The sequence below is a fragment of the Corynebacterium sp. CCUG 70398 genome (assembly GCF_024454055.1).
Taxonomy (GTDB): Bacteria; Actinomycetota; Actinomycetes; order Mycobacteriales; family Mycobacteriaceae; genus Corynebacterium; species Corynebacterium genitalium.
Genome location: NZ_JAGPYZ010000012.1, coordinates 1 through 17,642, shown reverse-complemented (window position 1 = coordinate 17,642; position 17,642 = coordinate 1). Strand labels below are relative to the sequence as shown.

Sequence of the window (17,642 nt, the reverse complement as noted above, 5' to 3'; positions counted from 1 at the left end):
GGCCCCGCTCCCCACATCGTGGAGCGGGGCCTGTTGCTGTAGGTTCGAATTCATGACGTATTCGGTGACCCTTCAACCCGGCCTCCAGCACGCAGTGATCACGTTGTCGGGGGCTGATCACCCCGGTGTGAGTGCGGCATTCTTCGCGGTGTTGTCCCAGCACGGGGCGCAGCTGCTGGACGTTGAGCAGGCGCAGTTCCGTGGCCGTCTTGCTCTCGCGGCGTTCGCGGGCGTCACCACGAGCGGTGTCGAGGCGCTACGCCACGACCTTGAAGCGGCACCGGAGCTGGCGGACCAATCGGTGACCATCGAGACGGACGAGGCATCTTTGGCTCCGCAGCGTCGCCGTTCCACCCATGCTGTGGTCGTGCTGGGCGATCCGGTGACGGCGGAGGCGGTCTCTGAAATCGGCCGCACCCTCGCGGACTTCGGTGCGAACATCGACCGTATCCGCGGCATTTCTGATTACCCGGTGACGGGATTGGAGTTGTCGATCACCATTCCTGGTTCCGGCGACGAGGTCAGCCACACGGTGCGCCAAGCGTTAGCGGAGCTCACCACAGCTCTCGGCGTCGATATCGCGATTGAGCGCGCTGGTCTGGCCCGCCGCTCGAAACGCCTGGTGTGTTTCGACTGCGATTCGACCCTCATCACGGGCGAGGTCATCGAGATGCTCGCTGCTCACGCGGGTCGTGAAGCGGAGGTCGCCGAGGTCACCGAGCGCGCGATGCGCGGGGAGCTGGACTTTGAGGAGTCGTTGCGCGAGCGCGTCGCAACGCTGGCGGGGCTGGGCGCGTCGGTGCTTGACAGCGTCGCACGCGACATCGAACTCACTCCCGGAGCCCGCACAACGATCCGCACGTTGAAGCAGATGGGCTACCGCACCGCGGTTGTCTCGGGCGGGTTCATCCAGGTGCTCGAGCCGATGGCGGCCGACCTGGACCTCGATTACGTGCGCGCGAACACGCTCGAGATCGTGGACGGCAAACTCACCGGAAAGGTGATCGGCAAAGTCGTCGACCGGAAGGCGAAGGCGGAGTTCCTCGCCGAGTTCGCTGAAGATTCGGGCCTGCGTTTGTCCCAGACGGTGGCGGTCGGCGACGGTGCGAATGACATCGACATGCTCACCGCGGCCGGTCTGGGCATCGCTTTCAATGCGAAGCCAGCGCTGCGCGAGGTCGCGGACACCTCGGTCACCCACCCGTTCCTGGATTCGGTGCTGTACATCATGGGCGTGCCGCGCCATGAGATCGATACGCTCAACGAGGAGCAGGGTATCGACGGCAAAGTCGCACTCGATTAATGCCGGAAACAGCTGACACAGCCGCGCTCATCGCGGCAGCGCACCGCTTCCTAGCCGGGAGCCTTGCCGACGACCACCGCGGCGCAGAAGACCCAGACGATCCCGCCACCGTTCAGGCGATGCAGATCGCGCTGCACATTCCGAAAGCGGACCCGCCGCAGCGTAATGACGCTCTGGTGGCCGCTGCCCAAGCCGCTGCAGCTGTGTGTCTCGACCCGCGCGCGGGGGAGGAGTCCGCCTGGCGCGACGCGCTAGCACAGTGGTACGGCCACCGGATCCGCAAGATCGCGCGGCGTGCCCGCGGTGCCGCGTGGGAGAACGCGCAGACGCTGCCCGGCTGCACGTTCCGATCCAGCGCAACGGGTCCGGTCGCCGAAGCTCGCGCGTTCATTCCGTCCGCCGTCGGGGAGGTTCCGCACGCGATCAGCAAACTGCAGATCAAAGGCACCGACCTCCCGCACGATGACCTGCCGGCGCCCAGTGTCGGTGGCATCGAGATGTCATCGGTGCCAGTGATTCTTGTCGACGACTCGCTCGCAATGACCGCGGGTAAGGCCGCCGCCCAGGTCGGCCACGGGTCGATGCTGCTTGCCGCGCAGATGAGCGAAGCGTGGGCGGTGCGCTGGGCTCTCGACGGCTTTCCCCTTGCGGTCCGCGAGGTGCCACGGGAGCTTATCCGCGCCACCGCGGCGCTTCCCGCGTCTGTCCCCGTCCGCGATAGCGGCTTCACGGAGGTCGCTCCAGGGTCAGTGACGGTGGTGGCGCATCCTGGCGCTTACTCCGCGGAAGACTCGGCCGAGGACTTCTCAGCAGGCTGAGCCACGAGTCGGCGCAGCGCGCCGCGCACCACTTCGGGGTCTGTCGTCTCCCAAAAGTCGGGGAGGGACGCGCGGAGGAAGGATCCGTAGCGCTTTGTCACCAAACGGCTGTCCAGGACGGAGACGACGCCGCGGTCGGTGGTGCTGCGCAGCAACCGGCCGGCACCTTGGGCGAGCAGGAGTGCGGCGTGGGTGGCGGAAACATCCATGAACCCGGAACGGCCGGCGGCGTCGGCGGCGCGGGAGCGGGCCTGGAGCAGCGGGGCATCGGGGCGGGGGAAGGGGATCCGGTCGATCATGACGTGGGAGAGGGAGCGGCCGGGGACATCGACACCCTGCCACAGGCTCAAGGTGCCGAACAGACACACGTTCTCCCCGGCGGCGAACTTGTTCACCAGTGCGCCGATGGTGTCGTCGCCTTGGACCAGAATGTCGAACGGCAACCGAGAGCGCAAAGCGTCCGCGGCTTCTTGTGCGGCACGGCGAGAGGAGAACAATCCCAGCGTCCGCCCGCCGGCCGCGGTGATGAGCTCAGCCATCTCGTCGAGGGTGCCCTCGCTGATGCCGTCGCGGCCCGGCGGCGGCAAGTGCTTAGCGGTGTAGAGAATTCCAGAGCGACGCGGGTCAAAGGGGGTGCCGGCGTCGAGGCTGTCCCAGGTGCCGTCGGGAAGCCCCCAGGCCGCGGCCATCGCGCGGAAGTTGCCGCCTACAGCAAGGGTGGCGGAGGTGAGCACGACCGTCTGCTCACCAAACAGGTTGTCGCGCAACAAGGCCGACACCGATAGCGGTGCCACTGAAACGGAGGCGGACTCCGGGCTGGAGGAGGCGCTGCGGGCGAGCCAGACGACGTCGAAGTGCTTAGCGGGGTCATCTTCGTCGAAGACGCTCAAGATGCGATCGAAGGAGGTGTACAGCTCGCCTACGTGGTTGCGCAAGTTCTCCCGCTCGGCTGCGGTCTCCGGGTCCTTGGTGGCTTCACCCTCCGGGGCGCGGGCGATGGCCTCGCCCGTGCGGCGCAGTTCATCCTGCACTGCGACGAAGGCGGCGCGGGCGGGATCCGAGATCGTTTCCCAGCGGCCAGGGGATTCGGTGTCGAGGACGGCGGCGAAGTCGTCGATAAGCTCCTCGAGCGTGTCTTTGCGCCTGTTTTCTCCCAGCTTCCCGGCGCGGCGGGCCGCGAGCCGCAGCGCGTGCGGGGAGATCTCATTGGTGGCCACGGAGGTGACGCGGCCGTCGAGCTCGTGGGCCTCGTCGATGATGACCGCAGAGTGCTCGGGCAGGATGGAGGCGCCTGAAAGCGCGTCGATAGCCAAAAGCGCATGGTTGGTCACCACGATGTCGGCCTCACCGGCGCGCACGCGAGCGGCTTCGGCGAAGCATTCGGTACCGTGCGGGCACCGTGTGGCACCTAAGCACTCGTTGGCGGTGACGGAGACATGCCGCCACGCTTTGTCGGGCACACCGGGTTCAAGGTCATCGCGGTCACCGGTCTCGGTTTCTTCGGCCCATTCGTGCACGCGTTTGACGTAGCGGCCGAGCCAGGAGACGTCTTCTTCGTCGACCAGCGCTTCCTGGCCGTCCCCGGTTCCGTCCAAAACACCGATCTTGTTCAGGCACACGTAGTTGGAGCGGCCCTTCAAGATGGCGAACGTCGGGGTGCGCGGCAACAGCGGGTCAAGGGCTTCCACCAGGCGCGGCAGGTCGCGCTCGACCAGCTGGCGCTGCAGAGCGAGCGTTGCCGTGGAGACGATCACGGTCGTGTCGTTCGCCTGTGCGTGCCGGATCGCGGGCACCAGGTAGGCCAGGGATTTACCGGTTCCGGTACCGGCTTGGACGGCGAGGTGACGGTCGTCGGCAAGCGCTTGAGAAACCGCCTCAGCCATGGCGATTTGCCCCGGGCGTTGCGTGCCGCCGAGGGATTCGACGGCAGCGTCGAGAAGCTCGCGCGCAGACAGCGACAACCGTTCCATCACTCTTCCGGGAATCCGACGAAGCGTGTGCGGATCGCCGGTTCATCGCGGGACAACGACAGACCTTCCCAGGGCAGCGTTTCGCGTTGTTTCGCAAGGTGGGTGCGGGTCGCTTCAAGGTCATCTAGCCCCTCGACGATTTCACCGTTGCGGATGAGCGGGACGACAAGCTCGCGGTAATCCAGCGTCGTCGGGGTTCCGGGGTGCTTATCGAGCGGGTAAACGATCTCGTCGACCGCGACACCGGAGCCGCGGTACGTGCGCAGTGCTCCCTTCGCGCCGCCTTTCATTTGCTTGCCGGAGCTGCGCTTAGCGACGGGCACACCGTCTACCTCCACAAGCTTGTACACCATTCCTGCCGTGGGAGCTCCGGAACCCGTGGCTACCGACGTGCCCACACCGTAGCCGTCGACCGGGTCCGACCGCAGGCCGGCGATAGCGAATTCGTCCAGGTCGGAGGAGACGATGATCTTCGTGTTGTACGCACCGAGCTCATCGAGCTGCGCCCGCACGCGCCGCGACATGATGCCCAGGTCACCGGAGTCCAGGCGCACGCCGCCGAGCTCCGGGCCCGCGACCTCCACCGCGTTGGCTACACCCTGGGTGATGTCGTAGGTGTCCACCAGCAGGGTCGTGTCCACACCGAGGGAGTCGATCTGCGCCTTGAAAGCGGCCTTCTCGTTCGGGGTGCCGTCAGGGTTGGTGTGCAGCAGCGTCCAGGCGTGGGCGGCGGTGCCGGAGGCCGGGATGCCGTAGCGCAGGGAGGCTTCCATGTTGGAGGTGGAGCCGAACCCGGCGATGTAGGCGGCACGTGCACCGGTCACCGCGGCCTGCTCGTTGGTGCGGCGCGAGCCCATCTCCATGATCGGGCGGCCGTCGGCAGCCGTGACCATGCGCGAGGCGGCGGAGGCGATCGCGGAGTCGGAGTTGAGGATCGACAGGATGACCGTCTCCAGGATGCAGCATTCTGCGAATGTGCCGCGCACGGTGAGGATGGGGGAGTAGGGGAAGTACAGCTCACCTTCCCTGTAGCCGTCAATGTGCCCGGTGAAGCGGTAGTTGCGCAGGTACTCACGGGTTTCCTCGCTAAGGAAGTCGGCCGTGGACAACTGGTCTTCGGTGAAGCGGAATTTCTCCACGGCTTCAATCAGGCGGCCAGTGCCTGCGACAACTCCGTAACGGCGTTCGTTGGGCAGCTTGCGGGCGAAGACTTCGAAAACGCATTGGCGCGAGTGGGTGCCGTCCTTCATGGATGCATCGAGCATGGTGAGCTCGTACATGTCGGTGAGAAAGGCGGTTGACGGCTGTTCGTTCATGCAGTCAAGCCTAGTCTTTCCTCGTCTTCGAACGACAAGGACAGAGCTGTGTCGGTGTTGTGTCAGCGCCGTGTCAGTAGCAGTGGCAGTGGCCGTGGCCGTGGGGCGTACGCGCAGAGCACTCTTTAGTACGCTTGAAGCCATGACTGGTGTCAACCCTGAGATTCGGCCCGGTGTCCGGATGGGTTCCCCCATGGCCACACCTGACCTTGATGAGCAGATTGAGGTCAACGTCGACACGGCGGAGAACCTGCCGTGGATGTGCATTGTGTGGGATGACCCGGTGAACCTGCAAAGCTACGTCACCTACGTGTTCCAGACAGTGCTGGGTTACGGCCGCAAGCGCGCCCAGGAGCTGATGATGCAGGTGCACACCGAAGGCAAAGCCGTGGTGTCCTCCGGCGAGAAAGACAAGGTCGAGGGCGACGTGAAGAAGCTGCACACCGCGGGTCTGTGGGCCACGATGCAGCAAGCTGGTTAAAGTTCCCGTCCGGCCGCGTGATGTGGCCAAGCTTGGAAAGGAGATAAGGCATGCAGCCGTGGCGGCGGAAGAAAGGCCTGATGCGGGCCACACGCTTTAGCACTGTGTTCGAGCCGATGGAGCGCGAGGTCATTGGGGATCTCACGGCCACGGTGTCGGAGGTGTTGATCCAACGCGCGCAGTCCGCGCCGAAGGATGAGCTCGCGGAGATGATGGATATGCCCTCCGGCCACACCGAGGCACCGGCGGACCCGTCGCTCGCCCGCCTCCTGCCGGATTTTGAGCGCGCCGGGGACGAAGAATTCGACGGCGACAACGCTCTGCTGCGCAGCCTGCACGAAACGGACATCATCAAGGCGAAGCTGGCGAACTTGCAGGTGATCAACGCTGCGCTTGGTCCGACCGGCGGGGTCGCGGTGAGTGTCGAGGAGCACGAGGCGCAGCAGGTCATCGCCGCGTTGAACGACATGCGCCTCTACGTCGCTTCTGCTGACGCCCCGACAGAGGCCGCTGAGCAGGACCGCGACAACCTTGTCGAGTGGCTCGCGTACTGCCAGGAATCGCTGCTGCAGGCCCTCATGGGGGAATGAGCGGATGGATCTTATCGACGGTTTCTCCCTCCCCGGTTTAGCCCTCGGCCACCAATCGCTAGGCGACACGGGAGTGACGGCGCTTGTCTCCACGTCCGCCGCCGGCATGGTGGCAGCCGTCGACCAGCGCGGTGGCGGCCCCGGCACCCGGGAAACTGACCTACTGAAACCCCACAACACAGTGGAGCGCGTGAACGCGATCGTGCTGGCCGGGGGTTCTGCCTTCGGTTTGGCCGCAGCCGATGGCGCGATGCGCGAGCTGGAATCCCGCGGCCTCGGGTTCGCAGTTTTCGGTGAAGGCGACCCGGGTCCGCGGGTGCCGATTGTCCCCGCTGCCGTCATCTTCGACCTCATCATCGGCGACCCGAACCACCGGCCCAGCCCGGAGGACGGTGCCGCCGCAGTACGTGCGGCTCTCGACGGCCACAGCGGCGATGCGGTCTCTGCCGTCCCTGCCGTCCCTGTTGGTTCAGTCGGTGCGGGTTGTGGCGCGACCGCCGGCGTTCTCCGCGGCGGGTTCGGCGTCGCACAAACACGTGTCGACGATTTCACCGTTGCCGCCGCTGTCGTGGCCAATCCGCTCGGCAGTGTCATTGACGCGGCCACTGGCCGCTTCTTCGGCGACCCCGCCCGCCCCGCTGTGGACCTGGATGCCTTTGCCGCGTTGGAGCGGCCCCAACCGAAACTGAATACCACGATCGGGGTGGTGGCGACGGACTGCCCGGTGGGCGTCGATAAGCTTGAGCGCCTCGCGATGACCGGCCATGACGGGATTGCTCGCGCCGTGCGCCCCGCACACTCGGCTCTCGACGGCGATACCCTGTTCGCAGTCTCCACCGCCGAACCGGAGGCCTACACGGGGTCCGCAGCCGACGCCGCCGCGGACCCGGAGCTCTACTACGCCTTGTGCGACGCGTCCGCTCGGTGCGTCGAAGCTGCAGTCGTCCGTGGCGTCGCGGCCGCTGAACCTGGTTATGGTGTCGCCGCGTGGAGCGAGATCACCTAAGCTTGGCCGCACCATGAGCTATCCATATTCCTCCCCGCATCCTGGCCAGGGACCTACATACGGTTTCAACCCCTACGGTGGTCAACCCGGTCAGCACGGTGCTCCCGGCGTTGGCGGCGGTCCCGTTGTGCCCTCTCAGCAAAGGAGTCCGTACCGCTCCCGCGGCCAGCAAACGCGAACGGGCTTCACCTACGCCATCGGATATGTGGTGCTCATCTGGGCGGTGCACATAGTCAATGTGGTCATCTTCGGCGGCCGGTTGACGTACTTCGGCATTCACCCGCTGGACCCTTCTTCGCTGCCGCACATCCTCTCATCGCCGATCCTGCACGCGAACTTCGAGCACCTGATGTCCAACACGATCCCCGGCGCGATTTTCGCGTTTTTGATCGGCTACTCCGGGCATCGGGTGTTCTGGGAGGTCACGGCCTTCGTGGTGCTGGTGGGCGGGATCGGCACGTGGATTCTTGGCGGGTTGGGGACAAACCACATCGGCGCCTCCATGCTCGTGTACGGCTGGCTGGGCTACTTGCTTGTACGCGGATTCTTCAACCGTTCCGGCAGCCAGATTGCGCTGGCGGGTGTTCTGGGCCTGATGTACTCAGGATTTATTTGGGGTGTCTTGCCTATGCAGGACGGCATTAGCTGGCAGGCTCACCTGTTCGGCGGCCTTGGCGGTGTCGCCGCTGGTGTGCTGATCACCTCGGACGATCCGCCGGAACTGCAGGCCAGGAAGCAATCCCGGAAGGCTGAGAAACAGGCGCGGAGGCAAGCGCGCTGAACCTGTGAACTACATGGGCAAAGGCTTCTTTGTCGCGCATTCATTGTTCGGTTATGGACAAGGAAATCAGATTAAATTCAGATTTTCAGAAAATTTTCTGAGCAAAAGACCTGTTCACTGCGTTTTCGGTACATGCAAAAGAAATATTTTCTGTGTCAGCACATGAACTTCTAAGGTCTTAGATTATATTAAGCGTTATGGGAAACATGGACGCGAACTTGAACACACGACTTTCTGCGCACGAGGCTGAGACCTGGACGCGCGTTTGGGCCTGCCACATGAAGCTGCCGTCGACTCTGGACGCACAGCTCAAGCGTGATGCAGGTGTCACCTACTTCGAATTTCAGGCTCTCCTGAACGTGGCAAAGGCTCCGAAGAAGTCTCTGCGCATGACCGAACTGGCTGACGCAACGATGATGTCTCTGTCTCACCTCTCCCGCGTTGTCACGCGTCTGGAGAAGAAGGGCCTCGTCTCCCGTACCCCGGACCCGAACGACGGCCGCTCCACTTTCGCTACGCTGACGCCGGCCGGCACCAAGACCGTCGATGCAGGGCTCCCGGGCCACGTGGGCGAGATGCGCCGCATCATGTTCGACAACCTGTCGGACTACGAGATGGAGGTCGTCTCCTCCGCTCTGGCCAAGATGGCTGCTGCTCTGGCGGAGCCGGCTCGCCCGGTCGTCGCGGACTCCCCGCTGGTCGGCGAATCCTCCGGCCTGGACGCCGCTTAATGCAGTTCGGCTGCGGCTGTCACTAGACTGGCCAATCATGATGGACAGTGGTGACAGCTTCAGCGATGACAACGTCGGTGGGGGCAATAACGCCCCCATCGGCATTTTTGATTCCGGTTTCGGCGGTCTGACAGTCGCACGTTCTGTCATGGACCAGCTGCCGGGGGAATCAGTTATCTACATCGGCGACGGCGCGAACGGGCCCTATGGCCCGAAGCCGCTCGCTGAGGTGCGCGGCCACGCTATGGCAATTGCGGACGATCTCGTGGAGCGTGGCTGCAAGATGATCGTCATTGCGTGCAACACGGCTTCCGCCGCCTTCCTGCATGACGCGCGCGAGCGCTATAGCGTCCCCGTCATCGAGGTGATCAAACCCGCCGTCCGCCGCGCTGTTGCGACGACACGGAACGGCAAAGTCGGCGTCATTGGTACCCAAGCCACCATTCGTTCTGGTGTGTACCAAGATCTGTTTTCCCTTGCTCCCGGGATTGAAGCGACGGCGGCGGCATGTCCCGCTTTTGTCGAGTTTGTGGAGGCCGGCATCACTCACGGCCGTCAAGTGCTCGGCGTAGCCCAAGGCTATGTGGAGCCGCTGCAGGCGGCGGGCGTGGATACGCTTGTGCTTGGGTGCACCCATTACCCGCTGCTATCTGGCGTGATTCAGTTGGCTATCGGCGATGATGTCACCCTCGTCTCCTCTGCGGAAGAGACCGCCAAGGACGTTCTGCGCATTCTCACGGAGCGCGATATGTTCGCCGATGTTGACCATGAGCCAGTCCGCACTTTCGAATCGACCGGTGATCCGGAACCCTTCCACCGCCTCGGCCCGCGCTTCCTCGGCCCAGCTGCAGGCGCGTCTGTGGCGGGTGTCTCAGAGGAAAACCATGCGTGATCTTCCGCTCTCTGGCTTAACCTTTCCCTCAGGTTTGTGTAACAGTAAAGTTATGAAGCTGACAGTTCTCGGGTGCACGGGGTCCTTGGCAGCGCCGGGCAACCCAGGCTCTTCCTACCTGATTGAGACGGGGGCGAACGAGCCGGGCATCCTCATGGATTTTGGTCCCGGTGCGCTGGCTGCCATGCAGGAAGTCGCGGACCCGTCTGATGCGCACCTGCTGTTTAGCCACCTGCACGCGGATCACTGCTCCGATACCGCGTCGCTGTGCGTGTGGCGCCGCTTTCACCCGACGGCTCCTGCCAGGCAGCGCCACAAGCTGTGCGGGCCCAGCTACACCCCAGAACACATTGGCCGGATGTGCGGCGACGGGCCGGATGACATCGCGGATTTGTCCGACACGTTCGACTTTCAGGCATGGGTATCCGGCAAGCCCGTCGACATCGACTCGGTGACGGTCACCCCGTTCCCTGTTGTCCACCCGGCTGCTGAGTCGCACGCACTGCGCGTGGAGCACCGCGATTCAGGCAACGTCATCTGCTTCTCCGGCGATTCTTGCTACACGCCCACGCTTATCGACGCCGCGCGTAACGCCAACCTCTTCCTCTGCGAAGCCGCGTGGGGCCCGTACAAGGGTGACGGCACCCCTGAGGGCATGCACATGTCGGGGCAGGAAGCGGGTGTGATTGCGCGTGAGGCAGGCGTCGACAAGCTTGTGCTCGTGCACATCCAACCGTGGTCGGACATGCAAGCCACGCTGGAAGCTGCGCGCACGGAGTTCGAAGGCGAGATCGTGCTCGGCGAGGCTAAGGCAGTCTACGAGTTGTAGGCTCGTGAGCATGACTGAAGCTTTCTTGCGTGCCGACGGCCGCGCTCTGGACGAAATGCGCCCCGTGCGCATCACCCGCGGATTCACCTCAAACCCGGCGGGCAGCGTGCTCGTCGAGTTCGGCAACACCCGCGTGATGTGCACCGCCTCCGCCGAAGAGGGCGTGCCGCGCTTCAAGAAGGACTCTGGCGAAGGCTGGCTGACCGCCGAGTACGCGATGCTGCCGGCTGCGACCCACGACCGCATGCCGCGCGAGTCGATGAAGGGCAAGGTCAAGGGCCGCACGCATGAAATCTCGCGTCTGGTGGGCCGCTCGCTGCGCGCCGCTGTGGATCTCACGGCGCTGGGGGAGAACACGATTCAGCTCGACTGCGATGTCCTGCAGGCTGACGGCGGCACTCGCACGGCCTCGATCACGGGCGCGTACGTCGCGCTTGCGGACGCGATCGGTTACCTCAAGGAGCAAGGAGTCGTCCCCGGCGAGCCGCTGCTCGCCCCTGTTGCTGCGGTCTCTGTGGGTATTGTCGATGGCCGCGTCTGTCTCGACCTGCCGTACGAAGAGGACTCCCGCGCCGAGGTCGACCTCAACGTGGTCATGACTGACTCCGGTGACTTCGTCGAGGTGCAGGGCACCGGTGAGCACGGCCTCTTCGGCCGCGAGCAGCTCGGCTTGATGCTCGACGCCGCGGAAAAGGGATGCCGTGAGCTTATCGACGCACAAAAGGCGGCCCTCGGGTGGTAACCCCCAATCCTGTGCGTGTCCTCGTCGCCTCCGGAAACGCGAAGAAGCTCGGAGAACTGGAAACTGTTCTCTCTGAGCTCGGCATCGACGAGATCGAGCTCGTTTCCTTGCGCGACGTGCAGGCCTACCCTGAACCTGCGGAGACGGGGCTGACATTCGCCGAAAATGCGCTCATCAAAGCCCGCGCCGGGGCAGCGGCTACCGGTCTGCCGTGCGTGGCGGATGACTCCGGCATCGCCGTCGACGCCTTGAACGGCATGCCTGGTGTTCTCTCTGCGCGGTGGTCGGGCGGCCACGGTGACGACCTTGCCAACAACGAATTGCTGTTAGCACAGCTCAGCGACATTCCTGACGAGCATCGCGGTGCAGCGTTCGTGTCCTGCTGCGCGCTCGTCGTGCCCGGCGGTTCCGAGGTCACCGCTGAGGGGCGCTGGGAAGGTGCGCTGTTGCGCGCGCCTCGCGGCTCCAACGGCTTCGGTTACGACCCGCTGTTCCAGCCCGCTGATGCTGACGGGCGCTCGTCTGCTGAGCTCAGTGCGGAGGAGAAGAACGCCCGCTCCCACCGCGGAAAAGCACTGCGCGAGCTCGCCACGCATATCGCGGCACTACGGTAGCAATCGGCTCGGGCCGCTGCGTCTCGGAGTGAGGGAGCACCGCGCTGGTAGAGTCGAATTATTAAATGCTAATCAAACTCATTGGAGGAATCGCAAAAATGACTGTTCAGTCAGCAAAGAAGGCAATCGCACTCGCAGGTGCAACCGTGATGTCTGCAGGTCTGCTCGTTGCCTGTGGTAACTCCTTGGACGGCACCTGGGAGGGCACCGGCCAGGACGCAGAGACTGGTGTCGCAGCGGGCAAGGTCACTCTGAAGATCAACGGCGGCGACTGTGAGTGGATGGTCACCAACCCGGACACTAACGAGTCCGACACCGCCCGCTGCGAGGTCGACGGCGACGACCTGAAGCTTGCCGACGTTATTACCGGCAAGGACCTGAAGTACAAGACCGAGCAGACCGAGAACTCGCTCACCCTGACCCCGGACGGTGGCGACGCCAAGGACATTCTCGTGCTGACCAAGGTCGGCGAATAGCCCCACCGACTACTAGTGCAACAACAAAGGACCGGTTTTCACACCGGTCCTTTCACGTTTTCTAGGGGCTGGACGCGCCCGCCCAGCGTTGGCACTACGCCAGATCGAACTCCGCCTTGACTTCCCTGCGGCGCCAGTATTCTACGAAGAAGGAGAGAAACGGCACCACGCCGGCCAGTGCGGTCACCAGCCATGTCTGCACCGACCACCGTGCCTTCATACCCAGGTTGAGTGTGGCCAGAAGGAACAGTGCGTACATCCAGCCGTGGCCGACCGCCACCCAGTTCAGTGCGCTGACATCCATGTTCAGCCCGTATTCCATGATCATGCGTGCGCACAGGAGTAGCAGCATGACACCGGTGACCCACGCAGCGACGGAGAAAAGATTCAGTGCGGTCTTCACGCGGCGCTGGCGCTCAGGGTGAATACGGGGCTGGCCCGGCTGCGGGGCGGGCTGGCTTTCGGGCGTTGTCATGGGGTGTAGTTTCTCCTTGTAGTACTGGGCGTCACGCGTCGTGCTGGCGGCGTCGCGGCGTGTTCAGGGCGTTGAACTCCTCGACGTTGAGCTCCGGGCGCGAGGGCAGGAAGTCCTCGAGGAGGTCCTCGTCGGCAGTGCGGCGGGACTCGGGCGCGGCGTCGGTTTGGTTCGGGCTGGGGGAGGGGTTGCCGAAGGCGGCGGCATCAGCGTCGTAAAGCGCCTGCATGCGGTCGCCGGAGTTCTCCGCGTCAATCTTCTCGTTTTCCATCCGCATGCCTGCGCGGTAAATGAAAATGAGGAAAAGGCCAAACATGGGCCACTGCAGCGCGTACCCGAGGTTTTGTAGCGAACCGGTGCCGGAGGTGTAGCGCGACCACTGCCAGTTAGCCAGCATCAGCGAGACGATCACAGCAGCGATGAGCAGCAGCACGTGCCACGCCTTCACGCGCACATGGTCGCGTTGCGGCTGTTCTTCGGGGCTGGAAGAGGAGCCCGGCGCTGGTTCGGTCACAGTGAAAGTCTATCAACCGGCCTAAGTGCGCCAAAAGCGCCGGGAATGAGTAGTGCGCCCGGAGAGACTTGAACTCTCACGCCTTACGGCACTGGAACCTAAATCCAGCGCGTCTGCCAATTCCGCCACGGGCGCCTATTCGCGCATGAGCCGATGCCCGGTGCGCGAAGCGGTTCACAGTGTACAGGGCGCGTAGTTCGCGGCGAAAGCTAGAGGTCCAGATCGCGCAGCAAACGGCCAACGTGGCCGGTTGCTTTGACGTTGTACTGGGCGGATTCGATGGTGCCGTCGGCATCGACCAGGAAGGTGGAGCGGATGACGCCTTGGACGATCTTGCCGTAGTTCTTCTTCTCCCCAAAGGCGCCGTATGCGGTCATTGCCTCCTTGTCCGGGTCGGACAGCAGCTCGAAGCCCAGGTCGTGGTCGGCGCGGAACTTCGCCAGCTTCTCCGGGGTGTCAGGGCTGATGCCCACAACGGCGACAGAAGCGTCGTTGAACTGGCTCAAGTTCTCGGAGAAATCGCACGCCTCGGTGGTGCAGCCCGGCGTGTTCGCCTTCGGGTAGAAGTAGACGATGACGCGCTGACCCGCATAGTCGCTCAGCGACACGGTGTCGCCCTTGTCGTTGGTGAGGGTGAAGTCGGGAGCCTTATCGCCGGGGGTCAAGCGTGTGTTTTCAGTCATGCCCGCCACTGTAGCGGGGATGCAGTACTGTGGTGGCGAGAGAAATTTATCCACAAAGGAGTATGACGTGGCACGCGACATTAACGACATCCAGCGCGACATCGAGCGCACCCGCGGCAACCTGGCCCAGACGATCGACGAGATCGCTGACCGCACCCGCCCGGAGAACCTGGCCAACAACGCGAAGGCTCAGGTGCAGAACAAGATGAAAGACGACAAGGTGCAGAAGGTTCTCGCCGGCATCGGTGTCGCTATTGCCGCCATTGTGGTGATCAACGTGTCCAACAAGCGCAAGAAGAAGAAGGATCTCAAGGACCTGCAGCGCCTGCTGGCAGACCGCAAGTAGTCCTTCGTCGCGCCCAAGCGCACCCTGCGCAATATCCGTTGCGGGGTGCGCTGGTCGTGTTTCTAGACTGGTTTAGGCCAGCTCGGCACCGGCGCTGCGCATCTCCTCGAGGGCGGCGGCGCCGCATGCGTCGTCGACAGGCGAGCACATCTCGCGCAGTACGCGCACGTTGAAGCCTTCCTTCAGCCCGTCGAGCACGGTGGCGCGCACACAGTGGTCGGTGGCGATGCCGACGACATCGATGCCAGCGACATCATGCGCTTTCAACCAGTCAGCGAGCAGCGCGCCCTCGCTTGCCGACGCCCCCTCGAAGCCGCTGTACGCCGCCTCGTACTCGCCTTTGCGGAAGTACTCGTCGAAGCGGACATCTGCGATAGGTGCGCGCAGTGCAGCACCCTCGGAGTCGGCGACGCAGTGGACCGGCCATGTGTCGACGAAGTCCGGCTCTTCCGAGAAGTGGCTGCCCGGATCAATGTGCCAGTCCTGGGTAGCGACGATGTGGGAGTAATTATCGGCGGCGGCGATGTGTTCGGCGATGGTGGCAGCCACCTCATCACCGCGTGCGGTGCCGAGGGTGCCGCCGGGGCAAAAGTCATTCTGTACGTCAACGACAACGAGTGCGCGGTTCATGCGTGCCAGCTTAGCCCGCGTGGCCGGCGCGCGGATGCTTTCACCGCCGTGCTCACCACCGGGGCGGTTGGGGTGTCCACTGTGTCAGTGCGGCGAGGAGCTCATCCGGATCGTCAGCCACGACGAGACTGTCGCGGTCTTCCTGGCGCACAAACCCGTGGGCCACCATGTGATCGATCATGTCCGTCAACGGCCGCCAGAAATCAGCCCCGAGCAGGCCAATAGGTTTGGTGTGCAGGCCGAGTTGCTGGTTGGTCCATTCGTCGAAAAGCTCGTCGAGCGTGCCCGCACCGCCGGGGAGCGCGACGAACGCGTCGCACCGCTGACTCATGATGCGTTTGCGCTGCGCGAGCGTATCCACGATGACCAGTTCCCCCAACCCTGTGTGCGCAACCTCGTGGGCGGCGAGGTGCTCTGGCATGACCCCCACGCTGGCGCCGCCGGCATCAATGACCCCCTGGGCGACGGCGCCCATCATGCCCAACCGGCCGCCGCCGTACACCAGGGTCATTCCGTGGCGCGTCAACGCGGTACCGAAGGCGTGCGCGAGGGACGTCATTGTTGGGTCCACACCCTCGCGCGCCCCCGCGAACACAGTCACTGCGGAGATATTCACGGGCCCCAGGGTACAAAAGGCTGGGTGCGGAATGCGCGCAAAGAAAAACAGGCCGGGAGCAACTCCCAGCCTGTCGTAGTGTGCGCCACCAGGGACTCGAACCCCGAACCCGCTGATTAAGAGTCAGCTGCTCTGCCAGTTGAGCTAGTGGCGCGTTGGCCGTTACGGCAACGAAGAGAAAATATAGCAGTTAGGTCTGCGCAGAGTGAAATCGCCAGGTCACTGCCGAAAAGCGGGGAGGTGGTGGAAAGGGTGAGGGAGCCCTGTTTTCGCTGGCCGTTGAACAGAGGGTAACGGTGCGATAACGCGACGGTACACGGTTAATATCAGCTTGGTGGCAGGTTGGTGGAAGGCCCGTGATGCAACTGGAGTTCGTGTGTCGGCCACCTATATTGTGAGAAGTTGTTGCGACGGGGCCTTGCACGTGTATGGCACCTGTTTGGGACTTGAATAAGGGTTGTGTGTTTCGAGGATGAGTAAGAGCTGGGGTTCGCGTGTCAGGCGCGCGGCAGCCGCAGGTGTGGCATTGATCATCGCGGGTTCGGCGTTGGCGGCGTGCACCATCGAGCAGGATGGGAACGCAGCGGAGAATTCAGAGGCGACAGAGACGACGGAAGAGGTCAAGGATGACCCCGCAGAGATCTCTGTCGAAGACGGTGCCGAGGACGTGGAACCGGTTGTCCCAGTCACCGTGACCGCCCCCGCCGGTCTTGAGAAGGTCACCATGACCAACGAAGACGGCAAAGAGGTTGAAGCCGAGCTCAACGACGACAAGACGGAGTGGACCACGGCAGAGCCGCTGGGGTACAGCCGCGAGTACACCGTCGAAGCCACCACGGAATCCGGCAAGACCTCGACGGCGACGTTTTCGACGGTGACTCCGTCGGCGCAGTCGACCGCTTCCCTGAGCCCGCAGGAAGGCGAAGAGGTTGGCGTCGGCCAGGCGATCTCGTTCTACTTCGACATCGCTCCTAGCGACAAGCAGGCCGTTGAGGACGCGATCACTGTCGAAACATCCAATGACACCGAGGGTGGATTCATCTGGCTGGACGCCAACCAGCTGCGCTGGCGCCCGGTGGAGTACTGGGAGCCCGGCACCGAGGTGACCGTCAAGGCAGATTTCTACGGCCGCGACTTGGGCGACGGCATCTATGGCGCTGAGGACACAGAGACCTCTTTCACCGTCGGCGATGAGTTCCGCACGGTGGTGAACAACTACGGCAAGACGCTGACCGTGTTCAAGAACGGCGAAGAGATCAAGTCGTTCCCGGTCTCCCTCGGTGAGGACGGGGCATTTGATACCCCGAACGGCACCTATGTCGTGGGCGACCAGCACGACCACTTGGTCATGGATTCCCGCACGTACGGCCTGGCGCTGGAAAACGGTGGTTACGTCACCCCGGTCGACTACGCGACGCAGCTGTCCTACTCGGGCATCTACGTCCACTCCGCGCCGTGGGCAATCTGGGCGCTGGGTAAGCACAACCAGTCGCACGGCTGCATCAACGCGCGCCCTGACGATGCCCTGTGGTTTTTGCAAAACACCAAGCGCGGCGACCCGGTGGAAATCATTAACACCGGCGGCGAAACGCTGAGCCCGTACGACGGCCTGGGCTACTGGAACATCGAGCTTGAGCCGGGCCAATCCGTCAAGGCAGGCGAGGACTTCTAGCCACCAAAGCGGCCAAAGTAGAAGGCCCTGTCCGTTCCCTCTCAAGGGCGGACAGGGCCTTTCGCGTTGGGGTGGCTGACGGTGTCTGAAGTCATGACATAGTTGACACGGCGTGCCTGGGACAGCATTCCTGATGGTTGACAGGTCAGTCGCGACA

The 17,642-nt window shown here is 63.8% G+C and carries 21 protein-coding genes and 2 tRNA genes; 14 read left to right on the top strand and 9 right to left on the bottom strand.

All coding sequences use genetic code 11. The features are described 5' to 3' along the window. Positions 1 to 52 precede the first annotated feature (52 nt). Positions 53 to 1,303: a phosphoserine phosphatase SerB gene (serB, locus tag KBX07_RS10610; protein ID WP_256024086.1), complete on the top strand. Its 1,251-nt coding sequence runs from the start codon at positions 53 to 55 to the stop codon at positions 1,301 to 1,303. Continuing rightward, on the top strand, positions 1,303 to 2,121 hold the full coding sequence (locus tag KBX07_RS10605) for an aminoacyl-tRNA hydrolase (protein ID WP_256024084.1): 819 nt from the start codon (positions 1,303 to 1,305) through the stop codon (positions 2,119 to 2,121). The genes serB and KBX07_RS10605 overlap by 1 nt, the downstream gene beginning before the upstream one ends. On the opposite strand, the gene KBX07_RS10600 is transcribed toward KBX07_RS10605, so the two are convergent. After that, positions 2,079 to 4,091: an ATP-dependent DNA helicase gene (locus tag KBX07_RS10600; protein ID WP_305083472.1), complete on the bottom strand. Its 2,013-nt coding sequence runs from the start codon at positions 4,089 to 4,091 to the stop codon at positions 2,079 to 2,081. The genes KBX07_RS10605 and KBX07_RS10600 overlap by 43 nt on opposite strands. Continuing rightward, a complete protein-coding gene (locus KBX07_RS10595) occupies positions 4,091 to 5,407 on the bottom strand; it encodes a nicotinate phosphoribosyltransferase (RefSeq protein WP_256024081.1) in 1,317 nt (438 codons plus the stop codon). The genes KBX07_RS10600 and KBX07_RS10595 overlap by 1 nt, the downstream gene beginning before the upstream one ends. 193 nt (positions 5,408 to 5,600) lie before the next feature. On the opposite strand from KBX07_RS10595, the gene clpS reads away from it, so the two are divergent. The 10 genes from clpS to KBX07_RS10545 all read left to right on the top strand — a co-directional run bounded on the left by clpS (position 5,601) and on the right by KBX07_RS10545 (position 12,549). Further along, complete coding sequence (gene clpS / locus KBX07_RS10590) at positions 5,601 to 5,888, top strand: ATP-dependent Clp protease adapter ClpS (protein ID WP_040423530.1); 288 nt, start codon at positions 5,601 to 5,603, stop codon at positions 5,886 to 5,888. A gap of 50 nt (positions 5,889 to 5,938) precedes the next feature. Then, positions 5,939 to 6,478: a DUF2017 domain-containing protein gene (locus KBX07_RS10585; protein WP_256024080.1), complete on the top strand. Its 540-nt coding sequence runs from the start codon at positions 5,939 to 5,941 to the stop codon at positions 6,476 to 6,478. 4 nt (positions 6,479 to 6,482) lie between these two features. Continuing rightward, a complete protein-coding gene (locus KBX07_RS10580; RefSeq protein ID WP_256024078.1) occupies positions 6,483 to 7,484 on the top strand; it encodes a P1 family peptidase in 1,002 nt (333 codons plus the stop codon). Positions 7,485 to 7,497: 13 nt separating this feature from the next. Further along, a complete protein-coding gene (locus KBX07_RS10575) occupies positions 7,498 to 8,265 on the top strand; it encodes a rhomboid family intramembrane serine protease (RefSeq protein ID WP_083770259.1) in 768 nt (255 codons plus the stop codon). A 197-nt stretch (positions 8,266 to 8,462) separates the two neighbouring features. Next, a complete protein-coding gene (locus tag KBX07_RS10570; protein WP_255995867.1) occupies positions 8,463 to 8,996 on the top strand; it encodes a MarR family winged helix-turn-helix transcriptional regulator in 534 nt (177 codons plus the stop codon). 37 nt (positions 8,997 to 9,033) lie between these two features. Further along, a complete protein-coding gene (gene murI / locus KBX07_RS10565; protein ID WP_255995866.1) occupies positions 9,034 to 9,888 on the top strand; it encodes a glutamate racemase in 855 nt (284 codons plus the stop codon). A gap of 52 nt (positions 9,889 to 9,940) precedes the next feature. Next, positions 9,941 to 10,717: an MBL fold metallo-hydrolase gene (locus KBX07_RS10560; RefSeq protein ID WP_256024077.1), complete on the top strand. Its 777-nt coding sequence runs from the start codon at positions 9,941 to 9,943 to the stop codon at positions 10,715 to 10,717. 10 nt (positions 10,718 to 10,727) lie between these two features. After that, the gene (gene rph / locus KBX07_RS10555) at positions 10,728 to 11,459 is read left to right on the top strand and encodes a ribonuclease PH (RefSeq protein ID WP_040424232.1); all 732 of its coding nucleotides are present in this window, start codon (positions 10,728 to 10,730) and stop codon (positions 11,457 to 11,459) included. Between the two features lie 11 nt (positions 11,460 to 11,470). Next, a complete protein-coding gene (rdgB, locus tag KBX07_RS10550; RefSeq protein WP_370687291.1) occupies positions 11,471 to 12,073 on the top strand; it encodes an RdgB/HAM1 family non-canonical purine NTP pyrophosphatase in 603 nt (200 codons plus the stop codon). A gap of 98 nt (positions 12,074 to 12,171) precedes the next feature. Beyond that, complete coding sequence (locus tag KBX07_RS10545; protein ID WP_050748790.1) at positions 12,172 to 12,549, top strand: hypothetical protein; 378 nt, start codon at positions 12,172 to 12,174, stop codon at positions 12,547 to 12,549. Between the two features lie 94 nt (positions 12,550 to 12,643). Here the strand turns inward: KBX07_RS10545 and KBX07_RS10540 are convergent, their stop codons facing one another. The 4 genes from KBX07_RS10540 to bcp all read right to left on the bottom strand — a co-directional run bounded on the left by KBX07_RS10540 (position 12,644) and on the right by bcp (position 14,221). Continuing rightward, entirely contained in the window at positions 12,644 to 13,024 is a 381-nt protein-coding gene (locus tag KBX07_RS10540) for a DUF3817 domain-containing protein (protein ID WP_256024074.1), read from the bottom strand. A 31-nt stretch (positions 13,025 to 13,055) separates the two neighbouring features. After that, on the bottom strand, positions 13,056 to 13,538 hold the full coding sequence (locus KBX07_RS10535) for a hypothetical protein (protein ID WP_256024072.1): 483 nt from the start codon (positions 13,536 to 13,538) through the stop codon (positions 13,056 to 13,058). Positions 13,539 to 13,591: 53 nt separating this feature from the next. Continuing rightward, a tRNA-Leu gene (locus tag KBX07_RS10530) sits at positions 13,592 to 13,673 on the bottom strand. A gap of 74 nt (positions 13,674 to 13,747) precedes the next feature. After that, complete coding sequence (bcp, locus tag KBX07_RS10525; RefSeq protein ID WP_040423533.1) at positions 13,748 to 14,221, bottom strand: thioredoxin-dependent thiol peroxidase; 474 nt, start codon at positions 14,219 to 14,221, stop codon at positions 13,748 to 13,750. A 67-nt stretch (positions 14,222 to 14,288) separates the two neighbouring features. Between bcp and KBX07_RS10520 the strand changes: the two genes are divergently transcribed. Next, positions 14,289 to 14,567, top strand: coding sequence for a DUF3618 domain-containing protein (locus tag KBX07_RS10520; RefSeq protein ID WP_040423535.1), 279 nt, complete (start codon positions 14,289 to 14,291; stop codon positions 14,565 to 14,567). 72 nt (positions 14,568 to 14,639) lie between these two features. Here the strand turns inward: KBX07_RS10520 and KBX07_RS10515 are convergent, their stop codons facing one another. The 3 genes from KBX07_RS10515 to KBX07_RS10505 form a co-directional block, all read right to left on the bottom strand. Continuing rightward, on the bottom strand, positions 14,640 to 15,197 hold the full coding sequence (locus tag KBX07_RS10515; protein WP_256024071.1) for an isochorismatase family protein: 558 nt from the start codon (positions 15,195 to 15,197) through the stop codon (positions 14,640 to 14,642). A gap of 52 nt (positions 15,198 to 15,249) precedes the next feature. Continuing rightward, positions 15,250 to 15,813 (bottom strand): TIGR00730 family Rossman fold protein, encoded by a 564-nt coding sequence (locus tag KBX07_RS10510; RefSeq protein ID WP_255998580.1) that lies wholly within the window; start codon positions 15,811 to 15,813, stop codon positions 15,250 to 15,252. Positions 15,814 to 15,894: 81 nt separating this feature from the next. After that, positions 15,895 to 15,967: transfer RNA gene (locus KBX07_RS10505), tRNA-Lys, on the bottom strand. Between the two features lie 318 nt (positions 15,968 to 16,285). Between KBX07_RS10505 and KBX07_RS10500 the strand changes: the two genes are divergently transcribed. Continuing rightward, entirely contained in the window at positions 16,286 to 17,485 is a 1,200-nt protein-coding gene (locus tag KBX07_RS10500) for an Ig-like domain-containing protein (RefSeq protein WP_255998578.1), read from the top strand. Positions 17,486 to 17,642: the final 157 nt, after the last annotated feature.